This window comes from Geodermatophilus sp. SYSU D01106 (assembly GCF_054049995.1).
Map to the genome: position 1 here is coordinate 118,907 of NZ_JBJGYM010000008.1, position 18,663 is coordinate 137,569.

The following is an 18,663-nucleotide window of genomic DNA, read 5'->3' on the forward strand; positions in this document are numbered from 1 at the left end:
GCACGGGTCCCGCCGTCGTTCCTACCGGTGCCGGCGGCGCTCATCCACGGACCGCCGGTCCCTCCCTCGGGCGGACGAGGACCGCGGCGAGCACGGCACCGGCCACCAGCAGGCCCGTCGCGACCCACCAGGCCAGGGAGTGCCCGGCCGTGACGGCCGCGGCGAGCGGCTCCCCGTCGGCGCGCCCGGCGTCCGACCGCGCCACCGCGACGGCGACGAAGACGGCCAGGCCGACGCTCCCGCCCAGGTGCGAGACGGTCGCGTGCACACCGCTGGCCAGCCCGGCGTCGCGGTCGGTGGTGCCGTGCAGGGCCGCGACCTGGACGGCGGGCAGGCTCAGCCCGAGACCCAGGGCCAGCAGGAGCGTCCCCGGGAGGACGTCGGCGGTGAACGTGGCGGTGGTGCCCATCTGCGCGAGCACCGCCAGCCCGGCCGCGGACACGGCGAACCCGGCGGCCAGCACCCAGCGCAGGCCCACCCGCCGCACCCCCGCTCCCGCGAGGGACACCCCGGCCAGCATGGCTCCGCCGAAGGGCACCCAGGCCAGGCCGATGCGCAGCGGCGACCAGCCGAGGACACCCTGCATGTGCAGGGTGAGCAGGTAGAACACCGACGCCATGGCGGTGGCCGAGACCACCGTGGCGCCGTAGGCGGTCGCCCGGGTGCGGTCGCGGAAGAAGGGCAGGGGGACCAGCGGTGCGGCCGCCCGCGCCTCGACGGCGAGGAAGGCGAGCACCAGCGCGGCGCCGCCGGCCAGCCGCAGGACGACGGCGGGGGCGGAGGAGGCGCCGTCCCCGAGCTGCAGCAGCCCGTCGATGAGCAGGACCAGGCCGGCGGTGACGAGGACCGCGCCGGTGAGGTCCAGCGGGCGGGACCCGGCCGGGGCGCGGGAGGGCACCAGGCGCGGCACGAGGAGCAGCGCCGCGGCCGCGACCGGGAGGTTGAGCAGGAACACCCACCGCCAGCTCGCGAGGTCCGTGAGGACCCCCGAGAGCAGGACGCCGGCCGTGCCGCCGATCCCCGTGAGCCCGCCCCACACCGCCAGCGCGCGGGACCGCTCGCGGGCGTCCGGGAAGAGGAGCGCGACCAGCGCGAGCGCCGACGGGGCGGCCAGCGCCCCGCCGGCACCCTGGGCGAACCGCCCGGCCACCAGCTGCCACGGCTCGGCGGCCAGGCCGCAGCCCAGGCTGGCGAGGGCGAACAGCGCCACGCCGGCGAGGAAGACCCGCCGCCGCCCGAGCAGGTCGCCGAGCCGGCCACCCAGGACCAGGAGCCCGCCGGAGGCCAGGGCGTAGCCGTTGACGACCCAGGCGAGACCCGCGGTCGTGAAGCCGAGGCCGTCCCGGATCGTCGGGAGCGCCACGTTCACCACCGTGGTGTCCAGGATCAGCATGAGCTGCACGAGCGCCAGGACCGAGAGCGCCCTCCACCGCCGGGGGTCGAGGGGCAGGGCCTCCTCGACCGCGGCACCGACCGGAGCCGGACCGCTCACCGGGCCACACCGGAGCGCTCCCGGACCAGGCCGGTGAGCGCCTCCCCGACGGCGTCCAGCGCGGCCGGGTCGGCGAAGAGCAGGGCGGTGCGCAGCGTCGAGCCGGCCTCGTAGCGGAGGCCGCCGTCGAACGCCCGTGCCCGTCCCGGGTCGTGCGCGGCGAGGACCTCGCGCACGAGGGTGAGCGCCTCGGGGTCGTCGACGAGGTCGCCGAGGTCGGTGTCGAGCCCGGCGAGCACCGGCTCCGGCCGCTGCGGGGACCACGGGACCGTCCAGGAGTGCTCGCCGGAGCCCACGTCGTCGGTGGAGCCGTCGGGCAGGACCACCTCCGCGGTCGCGCCCGGCGGGACGACGGCCGTCACGGTCACCCGGCCGCCGTCGAGCACCCAGCCGGCCGACGCCGGCCCGTACGGGGTCAGCAGCTCGCTGCGCGCCGAGGTCAGGCCGTCCAGGACCGTGGGCGCCACCCGGATGCGCCGGTACGCCGGCGCGGCGGGCGCGAGGCCCGCCAGCCCCCGGTGCAGCCAATCGACCACGGCGCCGAAGGCGTAGTGGTTGAACGAGGTCATCTCGTGCGGGTTGACCGAGCCGTCGGGCAGCAGCGCGTCCCAGCGCTCCCACACGGTCGTGGCGCCGACGGTGACCGGGTAGAGCCACGAGGGCGCCTCGGTCTGCAGCAGCAGCCGCCCGGCGGCGTGCGTCTGCCCGGCCGCGCACAGCGCGTCCATCACCAGCGGCGTGCCGACGAAGCCGGTGCCGATGCGGTAGCCGTCCTCCCGCACGATCCCGGCCAGCCGGCGGCCGAGCGCTGCCCGCAGGTCCGGGTCGCGGACGAGGCCGAACACCAGGGCCATCGCGTACGTCGTCGGGCCCTCGGAGACCATCCGCCCGCGCGGGGTGACGTAGGTGTCGGTGAAGGACCGGCGGGTGCGCTCGGCCAGCCCCGCGTAGCGCGCGGCGTCCTCCCCGTACCCGAGGACGCCGGCCGTCCGGGCGACGAGGTCCAGGGACCGGAACAGGTACGCCGACGCCACGAGCGACGGGTGCGTGCGGCCCTCCCGCGGGCGGTCGGCCGGCGCCCGCGGGTCGAGCCAGTCGCCGAGCTGGTAGCCGCGGGTCCACAGCCCGTCGTCGTCGGCCTGGGCGAGCTCCACCTCCACCCAGGCCCGCATGCTCGGGTACTGGCGCGCCAGCAGGTCGCGGTCGCCGAAGCGCTCGTACAGCGTCCAGGGCACCACGGTGGCCGCGTCGCCCCAGGCGGCGACGACGCCCTCGGAGTCCTCGGCCATCGCCGTGGGCACGATGATCGGGACCACGCCGCCGTTGCGGCGCTGCTCGAGGGCGAGGTCGGTGAGCCAGGAGGCCAGGAAGGCGTCGCAGTCGACCAGTGTCGCGGCCGCTCCGGAGAACACCTGCAGGTCGCCGGTCCAGCCGAGCCGTTCGTCGCGCTGCGGGCAGTCGGTGGGGATGGACAGGAAGTTCCCGCGGGTGCTCCAGACGACGTTCTCGTGCAGGCGGTCCAGCAGCGGAGACGAGCTGGTGAAGGAGCCGGTGCGCCGGGTGTCGGAGGAGCAGACGACGGCGGTCACGTCGGCCGGGTCGAGCGCGCCCGGCCAGTCGTCGACCTGCAGGTACCGGAAGCCGTGGAAGGTGGAGCGCGGCTCCCACGTCTCCTCCTCGCCGCCCGCGAGGGTGTACCGGTCCACCGACCAGGCGTACCGGAGCTGGCGGGTGGCGAGCTCGCCGTCCTCGAGCACCTCGGCGTGCCGCAGCGTGACCGTGTGCCCCCGGGGACCGCGGACCCGGATGCGGACCCGACCGACCAGCACCTGGCCGAAGTCGACGACGGTCGCACCCGACGGTGAGGTGGTCACCGCGACGGGGGCGACCTCCAGCACCCGGCGGACCGGCTCGGCACCGGCGGGGGAGAGGACCGCGGGGTCGAGGTCCCCGACGGCGGCCGGCGCCCACCCGTCGGCCGCACCGGACGCCGTGGACCACGCCGGGTCGTGCCGCGTCGCGTCGAACTCCTCTCCGGCGTAGATGCCGCTCGACCGCACCGGCCCCGCGGTGGACCCCTCCCAGCCGGGGCCGGTCGCGACGACCTGCCGCGTCCCGTCGGCGTGGGTGAGCTCCAGCTGGGCCAGGAACGCGGCCGGTCCCGCGTAGGCCCGGGTGGCGCGGCCGAAGAAGCCGTAGCGCTCGGTGAACCACGCCCCGGCCAGCCAGGCGCCGAGCACGTTGGTGCCCGGCCGGACCAGGTCCGTGACGTCGTGCGTCTGCACCAGGACGCGGTCGCGGTAACTCGTCCACCCCGGCGCCAGCACCTCGTCGCCCACCCGGACGCCGTTGAGCTCGACCTCGTAGGAGCCGAGCGCCGTCACGTACAGCCGGGCCCGCACGGGCGCGGCGGCGGCGGAGAACCGCGTCCGCAGCTGCCCGGGGGCGTCCTCGGGCGCGTCCGGTAGGGACACCCACGACGCGGTCCAGTCCCCGCCGTCGAGGAGCGGGGCCTCCACCCCGATCCGCGACGCCGCCGACACGACCCCGTCCGTGCCCGTGGTGGCCACCTCGACCTCCACCCGCTCGCGCGAGCGCAGCGGCGCGAAGGGCCAGGGGACGCACACCGAGTCCGGTCCCGCCAGCTCGACGGACTCCCGGGCGCCGCCGCGGTCGAGCCACGTGACGGCGACCGACGCCGACGCCTGGTCCCAGGACGGCGCCGCCGTCTCCGTCCGCCAGGACAGGACGGGTGCGGGCGAGTCGGTCCACGGGACCCCGTCGCGGCGGCGGCCGGCGCGGAGGTCGGCCACGGCGGGGGAGGGCGTGCCGGGGGAGGGCACGGTGGCGGAGGGCATCGCGGGTGCTCCCGGAGGTGAGGGCCGGACACGACCCGGCGGTGACGGGCGGACCCGGGATCCCGGACGGGAGGATGGCCTCCCGCCGCACGGTTCCCGGCGGCGTCGAAACGACGTAGTTTTGTTCCATCGGAGCATATGCCTCGCGAGGAGGCGCCTCCAGGAGGTCGGTCATGAGCAGTTCGTCCCCGTCACCCCAGGACGCCTACGTCCACGGGCGGCTGATCAACCTCGTGCGGACCGGCCGGGCGCTCACGCGCCCCGCGCTGGAGCAGCAGACGGGCCTCGGCCGCAAGGTGGTCACCCAGCGCGTCCAGCAGGCCATCGACGTCGGGCTGCTCGAGGACGGCGACCTGGCCCCGTCGGCCGGGGGGAGGCCCTCCCGGCTGCTGCGCTTCCGGTCCGAGGCCGGACACGTGTACGCCGGCATGGTCGGGGCCACGGAGATGAACGCCAGCGTCGCCACGCTCGACGGCACCCTCCTCGCCACCCTGCACGAGGACTGGGACGCCGCCTCCCGCCCGGAGGAGACCCTCGAGGTGCTCGACCGGCTGTTCACCCGGCTCTCGCGCCGGACCCGCACCGAGCCCTGGGCCTTCGGGATCGGCGTGGCCGGGCCGGTCGACTTCGCCACCGGCCGGCTCGTCGACCCGCCGATCCTGCCCGGCTGGGACGGCTTCAGCGTCCGGTCGTGGCTGCGCGAGCGCTACGACGCGCCCGTGTGGGTCGACAACGACGTCAACCTCATGGCCCTGGGCGAGTGGCACCGGGGGGAGCCGCGCGACGGGCGCGACCTGCTCTACGTCCTGGCCGACGAGGGCGTGGGGGCCGGGCTGGTGTCCCGGGGGGCGGTCTTCCGCGGCGACACCGGCGCCGCCGGCGACATCGGGCACGTCCAGGTCACCGACGACCCCTCGGTGACCTGCCGGTGCGGGCAGACCGGGTGCCTCGAGGCGATCACCTCCGGCTGGGGCCTCGTCCGGCAGGCCACGGCGCGGCTGGACGAGAGCCCCACGCTCGCCGCCCGCCTGGCCGAGCGGGGGCAGCTGACCGCGCAGGACGTCGGCATGGCGGCCCGTGACGGGGACCCGCTGGCCTCCGAGCTGGTGCAGCGCGCCACCCGGGTGATCGGCATGACCGTCGCCAACCTGGTCAACTTCGTCAACCCGGGGACGGTGGTCGTCGGTGGCGGCGCGCTGCGCGTGGGCGACGCGGTCGTCCGGACGCTGGAGGAGACCGTGCGCCGCCGGGTCACCCGGCTCGCCGGGCAGCGCCTGGCGATCCGGCCGGCGTCCCTGGACTTTCGCGAGGGCGTGACCGGTGCCGCCCTGCTGGCGGTCGAGCAGCTCTTCGACCCGTCGTCGGTGGGTCTCTGGGTGGAGAACGGGTCGCCGTTGGGGCACGCCGTCCCGCTCCAGCGCGTCGCCGGACAGTGAGGGTTGACATATGTGCCGTCGGCACTAAAGTCTGCGGCAGGGCGTGACCCGCCCCACAGGTCACCACGGCGCGTCCGACCGGATCGCCGCCCCGCACCGCCTCCGTGCACCGCCCCCTCTGCCACTGCGGCCGCCCGCCGCCCGGGACCGTCCCCGGTCCCGCCCCTCCGGGAGAACCCATGCGAAGGTCCCTCGTCGCGGCCACGGCCGCGTCCGTCCTGCTCCTCACCGCCGCCTGCGGCGGGTCCTCCGGCGGGGGCTCCGGCTCCGGCGCCGAGGGCGGCGACCGGCTCACCCTGGCCGCGGTGACGCCGCCGAGCTCGTTCGCGATCGGCGAGATGGCCCAGAGCGGTCCGGAGGACCACTACTACCAGGCCGTCTACGACACGCTCCTCGAGCTCGACGAGGACGGGCAGCCGGTCGAGAACCTGGTCACCGAGTGGTCCTACGACGACAGCAACACGCGACTGAGCCTCACCCTGCGCGACGACGTCACCTTCAGCGACGGGACGCCGTTCGACGCGGACGCCGTCAAGGCCAACCTCGAGGCGGCCAAGGGCAAGTCGGGCGAGGCGGGCACCGCGCTCGGCGCCATCACCTCGGTCGAGGTCGTGGACGCCACGCACGCCGACGTCGTGCTCGGCCGGCCCGACCCGGCGCTGGTCCAGAGCCTCGCGCGCAGCTCCGGCTACATGGCCAGCCCCGCCTCCCTCGACAGCGCGGACGCCGCCACGGCCCCCGTGGGCTCGGGCCCCTACGTCCTCGACCAGGACGCCTCCACCGCGGGCAGCACCTACGCCTACACGCGCAACGAGGACTACTGGAACGCCGAGGACTTCCCGTACGACTCTCTCGAGATCCGCTACCTCGACGACACCACCGCCATCCTGAACGGGCTGCGCTCGGGCGAGATCAACGGCGTCTCCGGCGGGACCAGCGACGTGACCACGGGCGCCGAGAACGCCGGGCTGACCGTCACGAGCTACACCAACGGCGGCATCGAGGGCGTCTACCTCTGGGACCGCGGCGGCGCGCTCGTGCCCGCCCTCGCCGACGTCCGCGTCCGGCAGGCCATCAACCACGCCATGGACCGCGAGACGATCGTGGAGACCGTCAAGGGCGGCCTCGGCGAGCCCACCGTCCAGGTCTTCGGGCCGGCCTCCCCGGGCTACGACGAGTCGCTCGAGGGCACCTACGACTTCGACGTCGACCGCGCCCGCGAGCTCATGGCCGAGGCCGGGTACGCCGACGGCTTCTCCATGACCCTGCCGGACTTCTCCCCGGTCTACCCCGACGAGCAGGCCGCCATGACCGAGGCGTTCTCGTCCCTGGGCATCGAGGTGACCTACGCGCCGATCACCGGCGACCAGGTCGTCGGCAGCATCATCGGCGGCCAGTGGCCGGCCAACTTCTTCAACCTCACCGCCGGCTCGCCGTTCGAGATGATCGGGCTGACGCTCACCCAGCAGTCGCCGTTCAACCCCTTCAAGAGCGCCGACCCCGAGGTGGACCGCCTCGTGCAGCAGGCGCAGGCGGCGAGCGGGGACGAGCAGGCCGCCGCGCTGCAGGAGCTCAACCGCCACCTCGTCGAGCAGGCGTGGTTCGCGCCCTGGGACGCCGCGGAGGGCACGTTCATCACCACGACCGACGTCGCGGTGACCGCGGTGCCCGGCGTGAGCGTCCCGCCGCTGACCGGCTTCGAGCCCGCCGGCAGCTGACCAGACGCCCGTGCCGGCGGGGCCTCCCCCCGCCGGCACGGGCGGTCCGTCCCCTCTCCCGCCCCGGAGGCCGACCGTGCTCCTCTTCCTGCTCCGCCGCCTCGGCGCCGGCGTGGTGCTGGTCTGGGTCATCGCGACGCTGACCTTCTTCCTCACCAGCCTCACCGGCTCCGACCCGGCCCGCCGCATCCTCGGGCCCACCGCGGGCCTCGACCAGGTCGCGGCCAAGACGGCCGAGCTCGGCCTGGACCGGCCCGTCCTCGAGCGCTACTGGGACTGGCTGACCGGTGCCCTGCGCGGTGACCTCGGGACGTCGTGGTTCACCAACGCGCCGGTCGGCGGGCTGATCGGGGACGCGCTGCCGGTGTCCCTGTCGCTCGTGATCGCCGCGACGGTGCTCACCGCCGCGGTCAGCATCGCGCTGGGTGTGGTCGCCGCGGTGCGCGGGGGCTGGCTCGACGCTCTCCTGCAGACGATCTCGACCGTGGCCTTCGCCGTCCCGAACTTCCTGGTCGGGTTGCTGCTCTCGCTGGTCTTCGCCGTCGAGCTGGGACTCTTCCCGGCACTCGGCTACACGCCGCTCGCCGAGGACCCCGGGGCGTGGCTGGCCTCCATCGCCCTCCCGGCCATCGCCCTGGCCATCGGGGCCATCGCCACCGTGGCCACGCAGACCCGCGGCTCGATGATCGACGTCCTCCAGCAGGACTACGTCCGGACGCTGCGCAGCCGCGGCCTGCCGGCCCGCAGCGTGCTGCTCAAGCACGCCCTGCGCAACGCCGCCCCGGCCTCTCTCACCGTCCTGTCCCTCCAGTTCATCGCGCTGATCAGCGGTGCGGTCGTCATCGAGAAGGTGTTCGGCCTCAACGGCCTCGGCGAGCGCGCGACGTCCGCCGCCGGCCAGGGCGACGTGCCCCTCGTCCTCGGGATCGTCGTGGTGGCCGTCGTGGTCGTGGTGGTCGTCAACCTGGTGGTCGACCTCGCGCTGGGCTGGCTCAACCCGAAGGTGCGGATCGCATGAGCATCCTGTCCGACTCCGGTCCGGCCGGAGCCGCCCCCGTCGACGCGAACGCCGCGCCCGCCCGGGCCGGCGCGGTCCGCCGGCTGCTGCGCAACCCGGTCGCCGTCGGCGCGCTGCTCTGGCTCGTCGCCGTCGCCGTGCTCGCCCTGGCCGCCCCGCTGCTCACCTCGCAGAGCCCGACCGCCTCGAAGATCACCGAGGCCCTGGCCCCGTTCGGCGGGGACCACCCGCTCGGCACGGACGGCGTGGGCCGCGACGTCCTCGCGCAGCTGCTGTACGGCGCGCGCACCAGCCTCGTCGGCTCGCTGATCGTCGTCGCCGTGTCGCTGCTGCTGGGCCTCCCGGCCGGTGTGCTGGCCGGGTACTACCGCGGCCGCTTCGACGCGGTGGCCAGCTGGGTGGCCAACCTCCTGATGGCGCTGCCGGCGATCATCGTGCTGCTCGTGGTGCTGGCCCAGTTCGGTCGCAGCACGGCGCTGGCCATGGCCGTCTTCGGCGTGATCATCGCGCCGGGCGTGTTCCGGCTGGTCCGGTCCTCGGTGATCGCCGTCCGGGAGGAGCTGTTCGTCGACGCCGCCCGGGTGTCCGGGCTCTCCGACGCCCGGATCATGCGCCGCCACGTGCTCCCCGTCGTCATCCCGCCGACGGTCATCCAGGTGTCACAGCTGCTCGGGATCGCCATCGTCATCCAGGCGGGGCTGGAGTTCCTCGGCCTCGGGTCGGCCAACCAGGCCAGCTGGGGCGGCATGCTGAGCGACGCCTTCCAGAACATCTACGCCGAGCCGCGCCTGCTCCTGTGGCCGGCGCTCGCCATCGTGGTGACCGTCACCGCCTTCAGCCTGCTGGGCAACGCGCTCCGCGACGCGCTCGGTGTCTCCGGCCGCGTCCCGCGGGTCCGCCGCCGGCAGCGGACGGACGCGCCGCCCGTGGCCGCGGCGGACGGGGCCGCCCCGGCGGCTCCCGCCGATCCGGACGCGCTCCTCGTGCTCGACGGCCTGCGGGTCGCCTACCCCACGCCCGACGGCGGCGAGCGGGAGGTCGTGCACGGGATCTCGCTGACCGTCCGGCGCGGCGAGGTCCTCGGGCTGGTCGGTGAGTCCGGGTCGGGCAAGTCGCAGACGGCCTTCGCCGTGCTGGGGCTCCTGCCGCCGCAGGCCCGCACCTCCGCGGCGCGGATGACCTTCGACGGCACCGACCTGCGCGGCCTCCCGCCCGCGGCGATGAACCGGCTTCGCGGCCGGCGCATCGGCTACATCCCGCAGGAGCCGATGAGCAACCTCGACCCGTCGTTCACCATCGGGTCCCAGCTGACCGAGCCGATGCGCCACCACCTCGGCATCTCCGCGGCCGAGGCGCGCACCCGGGCGCTCGCGCTCCTCGACCGGGTGGGGATCCCCGACCCGGCCCGGGTCTTCGCCTCCTACCCGCACCAGGTGTCCGGCGGCATGGCGCAGCGCGTCCTCATCGCCGGTGCCGTCTCCTGCGACCCCGACCTGCTGATCGCCGACGAGCCGACGACGGCCCTCGACGTCACGGTCCAGGCCGAGGTGCTGGACCTCGTCCGCGAGCTGCAGGCCGAGCGGCAGATGGGCGTCGTCCTGGTCACCCACGACTTCGGCGTCGTCGCCGACGTCTGCGACACCGTCGCCGTCATGCGCGACGGCCGGATCGTCGAGTCCGCCCCGGCGGAGCGGCTCTTCGCCGACCCGCAGCACGAGTACACGCGGATGCTGCTCGGCTCCACGCTGGAGGACACCCCGGCCCGGGGCAGCCTCACGGTGGCCGACCTGCACCCCGAGGACATCGCGGCCACACCGGAGCCGCAGCCGATGCCGTCCGGAGGTCCCCGATGAGCGCCGCGTCCCCCACCCCGCTGCTCGAGGTCGACGGCCTGGTCGTCGACTACCCCGTCAAGGGCTGGCGCCGGCCCCCGGTCCGGGTGCTCAAGGGCATCTCGCTCCGGATCGGTGCCGGCGAGACGCTCGGCCTGGTCGGGGAGTCCGGCTCGGGCAAGACCACGCTCGGCCGGGCCATCCTCGGGCTCGCGCCGGTCACCGGGGGCGAGATCCGGCTCGACGGCCGCGTGGTCTCGAACCTGGGCAAGCGGCAGCGCCGGGCGCTCAGCCGGGACGTGCAGGTGGTGTTCCAGGACCCGTACACGTCGCTCAACCCGGCCATGACCGTCGGCGACATCCTCACCGAGCCGCTGCTGGTGACCGGGTCCTCCCGGGCCGACGCCCGGCGCCGCGTGCGCGAGCTGCTCGACCAGGTGCACCTCCCGGCCGACGCCGCGTCCCGCCTGCCCCGCGAGTTCTCCGGCGGCCAGCGGCAGCGGATCGCCATCGCCCGCGCCCTGACCCGCGACCCGAAGCTCGTCGTCTGCGACGAGCCGGTGAGCGCGCTGGACCTGTCCACCCAAGCCCGCGTCCTCGACCTCTTCATCGAGATCCAGGAGCGCACCGGCGTCGCCTACCTCTTCGTCACCCACGACCTGTCCGTCGTCCGGCACATCAGCCACCGCGTCGCGGTGATGTACCGGGGCGAACTCGTCGAGACCGGCGACGCCGCCGCGGTGACCCGGGCTCCCGACCACCCCTACACCCGGCGCCTGCTCCTCGCGGCGCCGGTGCCCGACCCCGCGCGGCAGGCACAGCGCCGCGCCGAGCGGCACCGCTTCGCCGCGGCCCAGGCAGCCGTTCCCGGCTGACCGGCCACACCCACAGCACCCCGCACACGAGACCAGCGAGCGGCCGGGGGCCGCCCGCGTACCCGACCGCGCCCTCGACCGGGCCCACAGCACGCACAGGAGGACGGATCCGTGACCGATCGCATCCGGGCCGGCATCGTCGGTGTCGGCTTCATGGGGACCGTGCACGCCCGCGCGGTCCGCCGGCACGGGGGCGTGGTCACCCGCGTCGCCGGCTCGACGCCGGAGTCCTCGCGGGCCGGCCGCGAGCGGATCGGCGCGGAGTCGGCCACCGACACCGTCGAGGAGCTGCTGGCCGCCGACGACGTCGACGTCGTGCACGTCTGCACGCCCAACGCGTCGCACGCGCCGCTCGTCCGGGCGGCCGTCGCCGCCGGCAAGCACGTCGTGTGCGAGAAGCCCCTCGCCGTCGACGTCGCCGAGGCGCAGGAGCTGCTCGACCTCGCCACCGCCGCCGGCGTGACGGCGACCGTGCCCTTCGTCTACCGCTTCTACCCGACGGTGCGCGAGGTCCGCGCCCGCGTCGCCGAGGGCATCGCCGGCCCGGTGCGCCTCCTGCACGGTTCCTACCTGCAGGACTGGCTGGCCGAGGGCTCCGACGACGACTGGCGGGTCGACGCCGCCACCGGCGGGGCGTCCCGCGCCTTCGCCGACATCGGCGTGCACTGGTGCGACCTTGTCGAGTTCGTCTCCGGCCACCGCATCACCCGGCTGGCCGCCCGCACGCTCACCGTGCACCCGGAGCGCGGCGGCCGGCCGGTGACGACCGAGGACGCCGCCGTCGTGCTCTTCGAGACCGACCGCGGTGCCGTGGGCAACCTGACCGTCAGCCAGGTGACCCCGGGCCGGAAGAACCGGCTGTGGTTCTCCGTCGACGGCGCGGCCGAGAGCCTGTGCTTCGACCAGGAGAACCCCGACTCGCTGTGGATCGGCGGGCGCGAGGTCAACCGGCAGCTGCTGCGCGGCAGCGGCGGGCACCCGGCCGCGGAGCGCTACTCCGTCGTCCCGGCCGGCCACCCGCAGGGCTACCAGGACTGCTTCGACGCCTTCGTCGCCGACACCCACGCCGCCGTCGCCGGTACCGCGCCCGACGGCCTGCCCACCTTCGCCGACGGCGTCCGCGCCGCTCGCATCACCGCCGCCGTCCTCGAGTCCGCCGCGTCCGCGCGGTGGATCGACGTCCCCGCCTGATCCGCACCGGAGAGAGAACAGCCATGACCAGGACCTTCCCCGAACGCGTCGACGTCGCCATCGTCGGCAGCGGTCCCAGCGGGGCGGCGTACGCGCGCGTGCTCAGCGAGCGGGCGCCGGGCGCGACGATCGCCGTCTTCGAGGTCGGGCCGCTGCTGGCCGACCCACCCGGTGTGCACGTCAAGAACATCCCCGACCCGGGGGAGCGGGCGCAGGCGCAACGGCGCAGCGAGGGCCCGGCGCCGCTGGCCGCCGACACCCCGACCGACACGAACGAGGGCTACGCCAGCGAGGCCCCCCGCCTGGTGCGCCCCGGCACCTTCCTCCTCGCGTCCGGCTACCGGCAGCCGGGGGAGGACGGGCTGCCCGGGGCGGCGATGTCGAGCAACGTCGGCGGCATGGGCGCGCACTGGACCGGCGCCTGCCCGCGCCCGGGCGGCCGGGAGCGCATCGGCTTCCTGCCCGATCTCGACGACCTGCTCTCCGAGGGCGAGCGGCTGCTCAGCGTCGACGCCCACGCCTTCGACGACGCCCCCTTCGCCTCCGAGGTGCGCAAGCGCCTGGGCACCGCGCTCGACCCCGAGCGCGCCGAGGACCGCCGGGTGCGGCCGATGCCGCTCGCGGTCGTCCGGCACGAGGACGGGCGGGTCACCTGGTCGGGCTCCGACGTCGTCTTCGGCGACGCCACCCGCGCCAACCCCGACTTCACCCTGGTGCCCGAGGCGCTGGTCACCGGGGTCGTCGTCGCCGGTGGCCGGGCGCGCGGCGTCCGCGTGCGGGACCTGCAGGACGGCACGCAGCACGAGGTCGCCGCGCGCTTCGTCGTCGTGGCGGCCGACGCGCTGCGCACCCCGCAGCTGCTGTGGGCCTCCGGCGTCCGCCCGCGGGCGCTCGGCCGCTGGCTCAACGACCAGCCGCAGACCGTCTACGCGGTCCGGCTCCGGGACGTGGACTCCGGTCCCGAGGCCGACGTCGATCCGCGCGAGCAGCCCCGGATCGTCGCGCAGAGCGGCGTCAGCTGGGTGCCCTACACCGACGAGGACCCCTTCCACGGCCAGGTGATGCAGCTCGACGCCTCCCCGGTGCCGCTGGCCGACGACGACGAGCCCGAGCCGGGCACGATCGTCGGGCTCGGCTGGTTCTGCGCCAAGGACCTGCAGGAGTCCGACCGGGTCGAGTTCTCCGACACCGAGGCCGACCCCTACGGCATGCCGGCGATGCGCATCCACTACCGGCTCACCGACGCCGACCACGCCTCCATCGCGGCCGCCCGGGACGCCGTCCGGCGGGCCGCCGCCGCGCTCGGCGAGCCGCTCGACGACCGCGACCCGCTGACCTTCCCGCCCGGCGCCTCACTGCACTACCAGGGCACCGTCCGGATGGGCGAGACCGACGACGGGACGTCGGTGTGCTCGCCCACCTCCCGGGTCTGGGACGTCGAGGGCCTCTACGTGGCCGGCAACGGCGTCATCCCGACCCCGATCGCCTGCAACCCGACCCTCACCGCGGTCGCCCTCGCCGTCGGCGGGGCCCGCGACATCGCCGCCGCGCTGACCGCAGAGGAGAACTGACCGTGCTCGACCGCAACGTCATCCAGGGCCGCGGGTTCCGCAACGTCGTCGAGGACGGCAGGGTCACCGGCTTCCAGCTCGTCCTGCGCAACCCCAACTACCGCGGGGTCGCCGCGAGCCTCCTCGACGGTGTCGAGGTCACCGTCGACGGGAAGACGGTGCCCGACTCCGTCCCGCTGTGGACGCTGCAGGGCCGCACGTACACCCTCGACGAGCTGCGGGCCACCACCGACGTCCGCTGGCAGCTCGACGAGCCGGCCACGATCACCGTCCCGAGGCCGGGCGGGCTGGCGACCGGCGTGCACGACGTCCGCGTCGTGGTCTACCTGCGCCGGCCCTACTTCCCGCCGATGGTCTCGCGGACGACGTTCACCGCCGAGGCGAAGGCCGTCGTCGTGCCGCCGGCGCCGGAGGGCGGCCTGCGCTTCGGCGTCTCCACCTACAGCTACTCCGGGGACGTCTACACGCTGATGACGCTGGAGGACGTCCTGGCCGACGTCGCCGACCTCGGGGCCACCGGGATCGAGATCCTCGGCGAGGGCAACGTGCCCGGCTACCCCTCGCCCGACGCCGCGTGGATCGACACCTGGCACGGGCTGCTGGCGCGGTACGGGCTCACCGCCACCAACTACGGGTCGTGGGTGGACACCGAGATGTGGTCCGACCGGGCCCTGACCGCCGAGGAGGCCGCCGCGCAGCTGCAGCTGGACCTGCGCCTGGCGCACCGGCTCGGCTTCACCTCCGTCCGGCCGAAGTTCGGCGTCACCTCCTGGCAGCTCGACCCGCACCCGGTGTGGGAGGAGGCCGTGCTCCGCTCCCTGGACCTCGCCGCCGACCTCGACGTCGTCATCTGCCCGGAGATCCACGCGCCGACGCCGATCCGCCACCCGGTCACCCAGGGCTACGTCGACCTGATCGAGCGCACCGGCAGCAAGCACTTCAAGCTGCTCATCGACACCGGCATCTTCAACACCGCGCCGGTGCTCGACCTCTCGGAGGAGATCGGCGCCGGCGACGGCGGCGACGTGCCCGAGCACCTGCGGCCGCTGGCCGTGCCGATGGCCGACCTCGTCGAGGTGCTCCCGCACGTGCACTTCATCCAGGCGAAGTTCGCCGAGGTCGACGACGACCTGCGCGACCTGCACGTGCCGTGGGAGCAGATCGTCCCGACGCTGCAGGAGCACGGCTGGTCGGGCTGGCTGTCGAGCGAGTACGAGGGCCGGCGCGAGCCGTACCGCGGCGCCGACCAGGTCCGCCGCCAGCACGCGCTCCTGCGCACCCTGGCCGCCCGGTGAGCGGCCAGCGTCCGGTCGTCCCCGGGTTCCACCCGGACCCGTCGATCTGCCGGGTGGGGGACACCTACTGGCTCGTGACCTCGAGTTTCGAGTACGGGCCCGGGGTCCCGCTGTTCCGCTCCGACGACCTGCGCTCCTGGGAGCAGGCCGGGCACGTGCTGGACCGGCCGTCCCAGCTGGACGTGTCCGCGGCGGGGCCCTCCGGCGGCGTCTTCGCGCCGACCCTCCGGTACCACGACGGCCGCTTCTGGATGATCACGACCAACTGGTCCGACGAGGGCGGCCAGCTCCTCGTGTGGGCCGACGACCCCGCCGGCCCCTGGTCCGAGCCCGTCCGCATCCCCGGCGCGGTCGGCATCGACCCGGATCTCGCCTGGGACGACGACGGCACCTGCCTGATGACCTACGCCGGCTTCGGCCCGAACGGCGGAGAGGGCATCGTGCAGTCGGCGATCGACCCGCTGACCGGCGAGGTGCTCACCGAGCGCCGCTGGATCTGGTCGGGGACCGGTGGCAAGTTCCCCGAGGGGCCGCACCTGTACCGCATCGGCGACTGGTGGTACCTGCTGATCGCCGAGGGTGGCACCGAGCGCGGCCACGCCGTCACGATCGCCCGCGGCCCCTCGCCGCAGGGCCCCTTCGAGGCGTCGCCGAACGGCCCGCTGGTCACGCACCGCGGCACCGACCTGCCGGTGCAGAACACCGGGCACGCCGACCTGGTCCAGCGCCCGGACGGCAGCTGGGCGCTCGTCTACCACGGGGTGCGCCCCCGCGGGTCGAGCCCCGAGTGGCACGTCCTCGGCCGGGAGACCTTCGCCGACGAGATCGGGTGGCGCGACGGCTGGCCGGTGGTGACCGGGCACGTCGAGCCGGCCACGGCCGCCGACGCCGTCGTGCGGGAGGAGCTGTCCGGGCGTGAGCTGCCGCCGTCCTGGGTGGCGGCCTCGGCCTTCCCCGAGGAGGTCCTCTCCCACGCCGAGGGCGGCCGGCTCGTCCGGCCGGTCGGGGACCGGCCTGGCTTCGCGGGGCGGCGCCAGGAGCACCTGTACGCCCGGGTCCGGGCGCGGGTGTCCGTCGACGGGGTCGGCGGGCTGTCGGTCCGCATCGACCCGCGGCACGCGCTCGACCTCGAGGTCGACGGCGACGTCGTGCGGGCGGTGTGGGCGGTCGGCGACGTCCGGCACGTGCTGGGCGAGCGCCCCGTCGACCGGGAGGTCGAGCTGGGCTTCCGCATGGCGCCGACCGAGGGCCACGAGTTCTCCACGGCTCGCGGACCGGACCGGGTACTGGCCGGCGTCGAGGGTCCCGACGGGCTGGAGGTGCTCGGCGAGGTCGACGGCCGGTACGTGTCGACGGAAGTCGCCGGCGGCATGACCGGGCGGCTGGTCGGCGTCTGGTGCGCCCGAGGCGCCGTCGTCCTGCGCTCGTTCGAGTACGCGGGGTCCGACGACCCGGCGGTGGTCGGCGGCGGACCCGCGGGACCGGAGCCCTGGGCCCGGTGACCCTCCGGGTCGGCCTGGTCGGCGCGGGGCCGTGGGCCGCGATGTCGACCGGGCCCATGCTGGCGGCCGGCCCGGCCACCACCCTCGCGGGGGTCTGGGCCCGCCGCCCGGCGGCGGCGCGGGAGCTGGCCGGCCGGCTCGGCGTCCCGGCGTTCGACGGGTTCGGGGCGCTGCTGGACGCCTGCGACGCCGTCGCTTTCGCGGTACCGCCGGACGTGCAGGCGCACCTCGCTCCGGTGGCCGCCGGGGCGGGCAGGCACCTGGTGCTGGAGAAGCCGCTGGCGTTCACCGTCGAGGATGCCGAGCGCGTCGCCGCCGCGGCCGACGCCGCCGGGGTGGTGACCCAGCTGCTGCTGACGAACCGGTGGACGACGGCGGTGGACGCCTTCCTGTCGGAGGTGCCGCGGGCCCGGCCGCGTGTGCTCACCGCGGAGTTCGTCGGCAGTTCGGCGTGCCCCGGCTCGCCCTTCGCCACGGCGTGGCGCCGTCCGGACCGGGCGCTGTACGACGTCGGCCCGCACGTGCTCGACCTCCTGGAGGCCGCCGCCGGTCCCGCGTCGGTGGTGCACGCGGTGACCGCCGGCGCGGTGACCGCGGTGACGCTCGAGCACGAGGGTGGTGCGGTCAGCTCCGCCACCCTGTCGATCGCGACCCCCGGCGCGCGGGGGCCGCTGCGCTGTGAGGCGGTCACCGACGACGGCCGGGTGGTGCTCGCCGACCCCGGCGCGGAGGACCGTCGGCTCGTGCAGCGGCGGATCACCGACGAGTTCGCCTCCGCCGTGGCCGCCGGGCGGTCGCCGGCGACCGACGTGCGGCACGGCCTCCGGCTGCAGCGCCTGCTGGCCGCCGTCGACGCCCACACCGGGAGGACCCGATGACCGACGCGACCACCGCCCCCGCGCCCGACGGGTTCCTCACACCGCACCTGCTGCCGCCGCCGACCCCGTACCACCGGGCCGACGGGACGCGGCACCACCCCGGCGTGGTCTACGCGGCCGTCTCCGGCTACCGGGCCCTGGAGCTGGACCTCTGGGTCCCGGCGACCGCGGCACCGCCGCCGGTGGTGGTCTGGGTGCACGGCGGGGCCTGGATGGTCGGCAACCGTCACGCCCTGCCGGGTGCGCTGCGACCCGGTCAGCTCGTCGACGAGCTGCTGGCCGCCGGGCTGGCCGTCGCGTCCGTGGAGTACCGGCACGCCCGTGAGGCCCGGTTCCCCGCGCAGCTGCACGACGTCAAGGCGGCGGTCCGCTGGCTGCGGCACCACGCCGCCGCCACCGGCATCGACCCCGGTCGGGTCGGGATCGCGGGCGAGTCGGCCGGCGGCCACCTGGCCGCACTGGTGGGCCTGACCGCGGACCGCCCGGACCTCGAGGGGGACGTCGGCGTCCATGGCCCGTCGAGCCACGTCGACGTCGTCGTGGACTGGTACGGGGTCGCCGACGCGGCCGCCATGCCCGAGCTGGAGATCCCGCCGCACGTGGCGGCGGCCCTGCCGCCGGAGGACCTCGTCCCACCCCTCGAGGTGCTCCTCGACGGGGTCGACGCGGCCACTCGCGAGGCGGTCAGCCCGCTGGCCTCCGTGCACGCCGGCGCGCCGCCGTTCCTGCTGCTGCACGGCACCGCCGATGCCGTCGTCCCGCACGAGCAGAGCGAGCGGCTGGCGGCCGCACTGCGCGGTGCGGGCGCCGACGTCCGGCTGGAGAGCATCTCGGGCGCCGGCCACGGGTGGGACGGGTGCGCCGACCCGGACGCCGTCGTCGCGGCCACGGTGCGGTACCTGGCGGACGGGCTGCGGGCCGGCGCCCCCGGCTGAGCACGGCCGGGCGGGTCGCCGCCGGGGGCGCCGGGGTGGTGGACTCGCCCCGGCGCCGTCGG

The 18,663-nt window shown here is 75.6% G+C and carries 13 protein-coding genes; 11 read left to right on the forward strand and 2 right to left on the reverse strand.

Annotated features, from left to right (window positions below):
- Nucleotides 1-40: 40 nt before the first annotated feature.
- The gene (locus ACI78R_RS11085; RefSeq protein WP_457040751.1) at nucleotides 41-1,492 is read right to left on the reverse strand and encodes an MFS transporter; all 1,452 of its coding nucleotides are present in this window, start codon (nucleotides 1,490-1,492) and stop codon (nucleotides 41-43) included.
- Nucleotides 1,489-4,350, reverse strand: a complete 2,862-nt coding sequence (locus ACI78R_RS11090) for a family 78 glycoside hydrolase catalytic domain (protein ID WP_457040752.1) — start codon at nucleotides 4,348-4,350, stop codon at nucleotides 1,489-1,491. Before ACI78R_RS11090 ends, ACI78R_RS11085 begins: the two co-directional genes overlap by 4 nt.
- Nucleotides 4,351-4,523: 173 nt before the next feature.
- Between ACI78R_RS11090 and ACI78R_RS11095 the strand changes: the two genes are divergently transcribed.
- The 11 genes from ACI78R_RS11095 (at nucleotide 4,524) to ACI78R_RS11145 (ending at nucleotide 18,601) form a co-directional block, all read left to right on the forward strand.
- A complete protein-coding gene (locus ACI78R_RS11095) occupies nucleotides 4,524-5,786 on the forward strand; it encodes an ROK family protein (protein WP_457040753.1) in 1,263 nt (420 codons plus the stop codon).
- Between the two features lie 179 nt (nucleotides 5,787-5,965).
- Nucleotides 5,966-7,504 (forward strand): ABC transporter substrate-binding protein, encoded by a 1,539-nt coding sequence (locus ACI78R_RS11100; RefSeq protein ID WP_457040754.1) that lies wholly within the window; start codon nucleotides 5,966-5,968, stop codon nucleotides 7,502-7,504.
- Nucleotides 7,505-7,580: 76 nt separating this feature from the next.
- Entirely contained in the window at nucleotides 7,581-8,522 is a 942-nt protein-coding gene (locus ACI78R_RS11105) for an ABC transporter permease (protein WP_457040755.1), read from the forward strand.
- On the forward strand, nucleotides 8,519-10,375 hold the full coding sequence (locus ACI78R_RS11110) for a dipeptide/oligopeptide/nickel ABC transporter permease/ATP-binding protein (RefSeq protein ID WP_457040756.1): 1,857 nt from the start codon (nucleotides 8,519-8,521) through the stop codon (nucleotides 10,373-10,375). The genes ACI78R_RS11105 and ACI78R_RS11110 overlap by 4 nt, the downstream gene beginning before the upstream one ends.
- Nucleotides 10,372-11,229: an ATP-binding cassette domain-containing protein gene (locus ACI78R_RS11115; protein WP_457040757.1), complete on the forward strand. Its 858-nt coding sequence runs from the start codon at nucleotides 10,372-10,374 to the stop codon at nucleotides 11,227-11,229. Before ACI78R_RS11110 ends, ACI78R_RS11115 begins: the two co-directional genes overlap by 4 nt.
- 111 nt (nucleotides 11,230-11,340) lie before the next feature.
- Nucleotides 11,341-12,420: a Gfo/Idh/MocA family protein gene (locus ACI78R_RS11120; RefSeq protein WP_457040758.1), complete on the forward strand. Its 1,080-nt coding sequence runs from the start codon at nucleotides 11,341-11,343 to the stop codon at nucleotides 12,418-12,420.
- A 23-nt stretch (nucleotides 12,421-12,443) separates the two neighbouring features.
- Nucleotides 12,444-13,991, forward strand: coding sequence for a GMC oxidoreductase (locus tag ACI78R_RS11125; protein ID WP_457040759.1), 1,548 nt, complete (start codon nucleotides 12,444-12,446; stop codon nucleotides 13,989-13,991).
- Nucleotides 13,992-13,993: 2 nt separating this feature from the next.
- Complete coding sequence (locus ACI78R_RS11130; protein ID WP_457040760.1) at nucleotides 13,994-15,286, forward strand: C-glycoside deglycosidase beta subunit domain-containing protein; 1,293 nt, start codon at nucleotides 13,994-13,996, stop codon at nucleotides 15,284-15,286.
- The gene (locus ACI78R_RS11135) at nucleotides 15,283-16,788 is read left to right on the forward strand and encodes a family 43 glycosylhydrolase (protein WP_457040761.1); all 1,506 of its coding nucleotides are present in this window, start codon (nucleotides 15,283-15,285) and stop codon (nucleotides 16,786-16,788) included. Before ACI78R_RS11130 ends, ACI78R_RS11135 begins: the two co-directional genes overlap by 4 nt.
- Nucleotides 16,785-17,666 (forward strand): Gfo/Idh/MocA family protein, encoded by an 882-nt coding sequence (locus ACI78R_RS11140; RefSeq protein WP_457040762.1) that lies wholly within the window; start codon nucleotides 16,785-16,787, stop codon nucleotides 17,664-17,666. The genes ACI78R_RS11135 and ACI78R_RS11140 overlap by 4 nt, the downstream gene beginning before the upstream one ends.
- Nucleotides 17,663-18,601: an alpha/beta hydrolase fold domain-containing protein gene (locus tag ACI78R_RS11145; RefSeq protein WP_457040763.1), complete on the forward strand. Its 939-nt coding sequence runs from the start codon at nucleotides 17,663-17,665 to the stop codon at nucleotides 18,599-18,601. The genes ACI78R_RS11140 and ACI78R_RS11145 overlap by 4 nt, the downstream gene beginning before the upstream one ends.
- The last annotated feature ends 62 nt before the right edge of the window (nucleotides 18,602-18,663 follow it).

Bases quoted from the DNA above. Each gene is read 5' to 3' on its own strand.
- ACI78R_RS11090 (WP_457040752.1), bottom strand. From the start codon at position 4,350: ATGCCCTCCGCCACCGTGCCCTCCCCCGGCACGCCCTCCCCCGCCGTG.
- ACI78R_RS11095 (WP_457040753.1), top strand. From the start codon at position 4,524: ATGAGCAGTTCGTCCCCGTCACCCCAGGACGCCTACGTCCACGGGCGG.
- ACI78R_RS11100 (WP_457040754.1), top strand. From the start codon at position 5,966: ATGCGAAGGTCCCTCGTCGCGGCCACGGCCGCGTCCGTCCTGCTCCTC.
- ACI78R_RS11110 (WP_457040756.1), top strand. From the start codon at position 8,519: ATGAGCATCCTGTCCGACTCCGGTCCGGCCGGAGCCGCCCCCGTCGAC.
- ACI78R_RS11115 (WP_457040757.1), top strand. From the start codon at position 10,372: ATGAGCGCCGCGTCCCCCACCCCGCTGCTCGAGGTCGACGGCCTGGTC.
- ACI78R_RS11125 (WP_457040759.1), top strand. From the start codon at position 12,444: ATGACCAGGACCTTCCCCGAACGCGTCGACGTCGCCATCGTCGGCAGC.
- ACI78R_RS11145 (WP_457040763.1), top strand. From the start codon at position 17,663: ATGACCGACGCGACCACCGCCCCCGCGCCCGACGGGTTCCTCACACCG.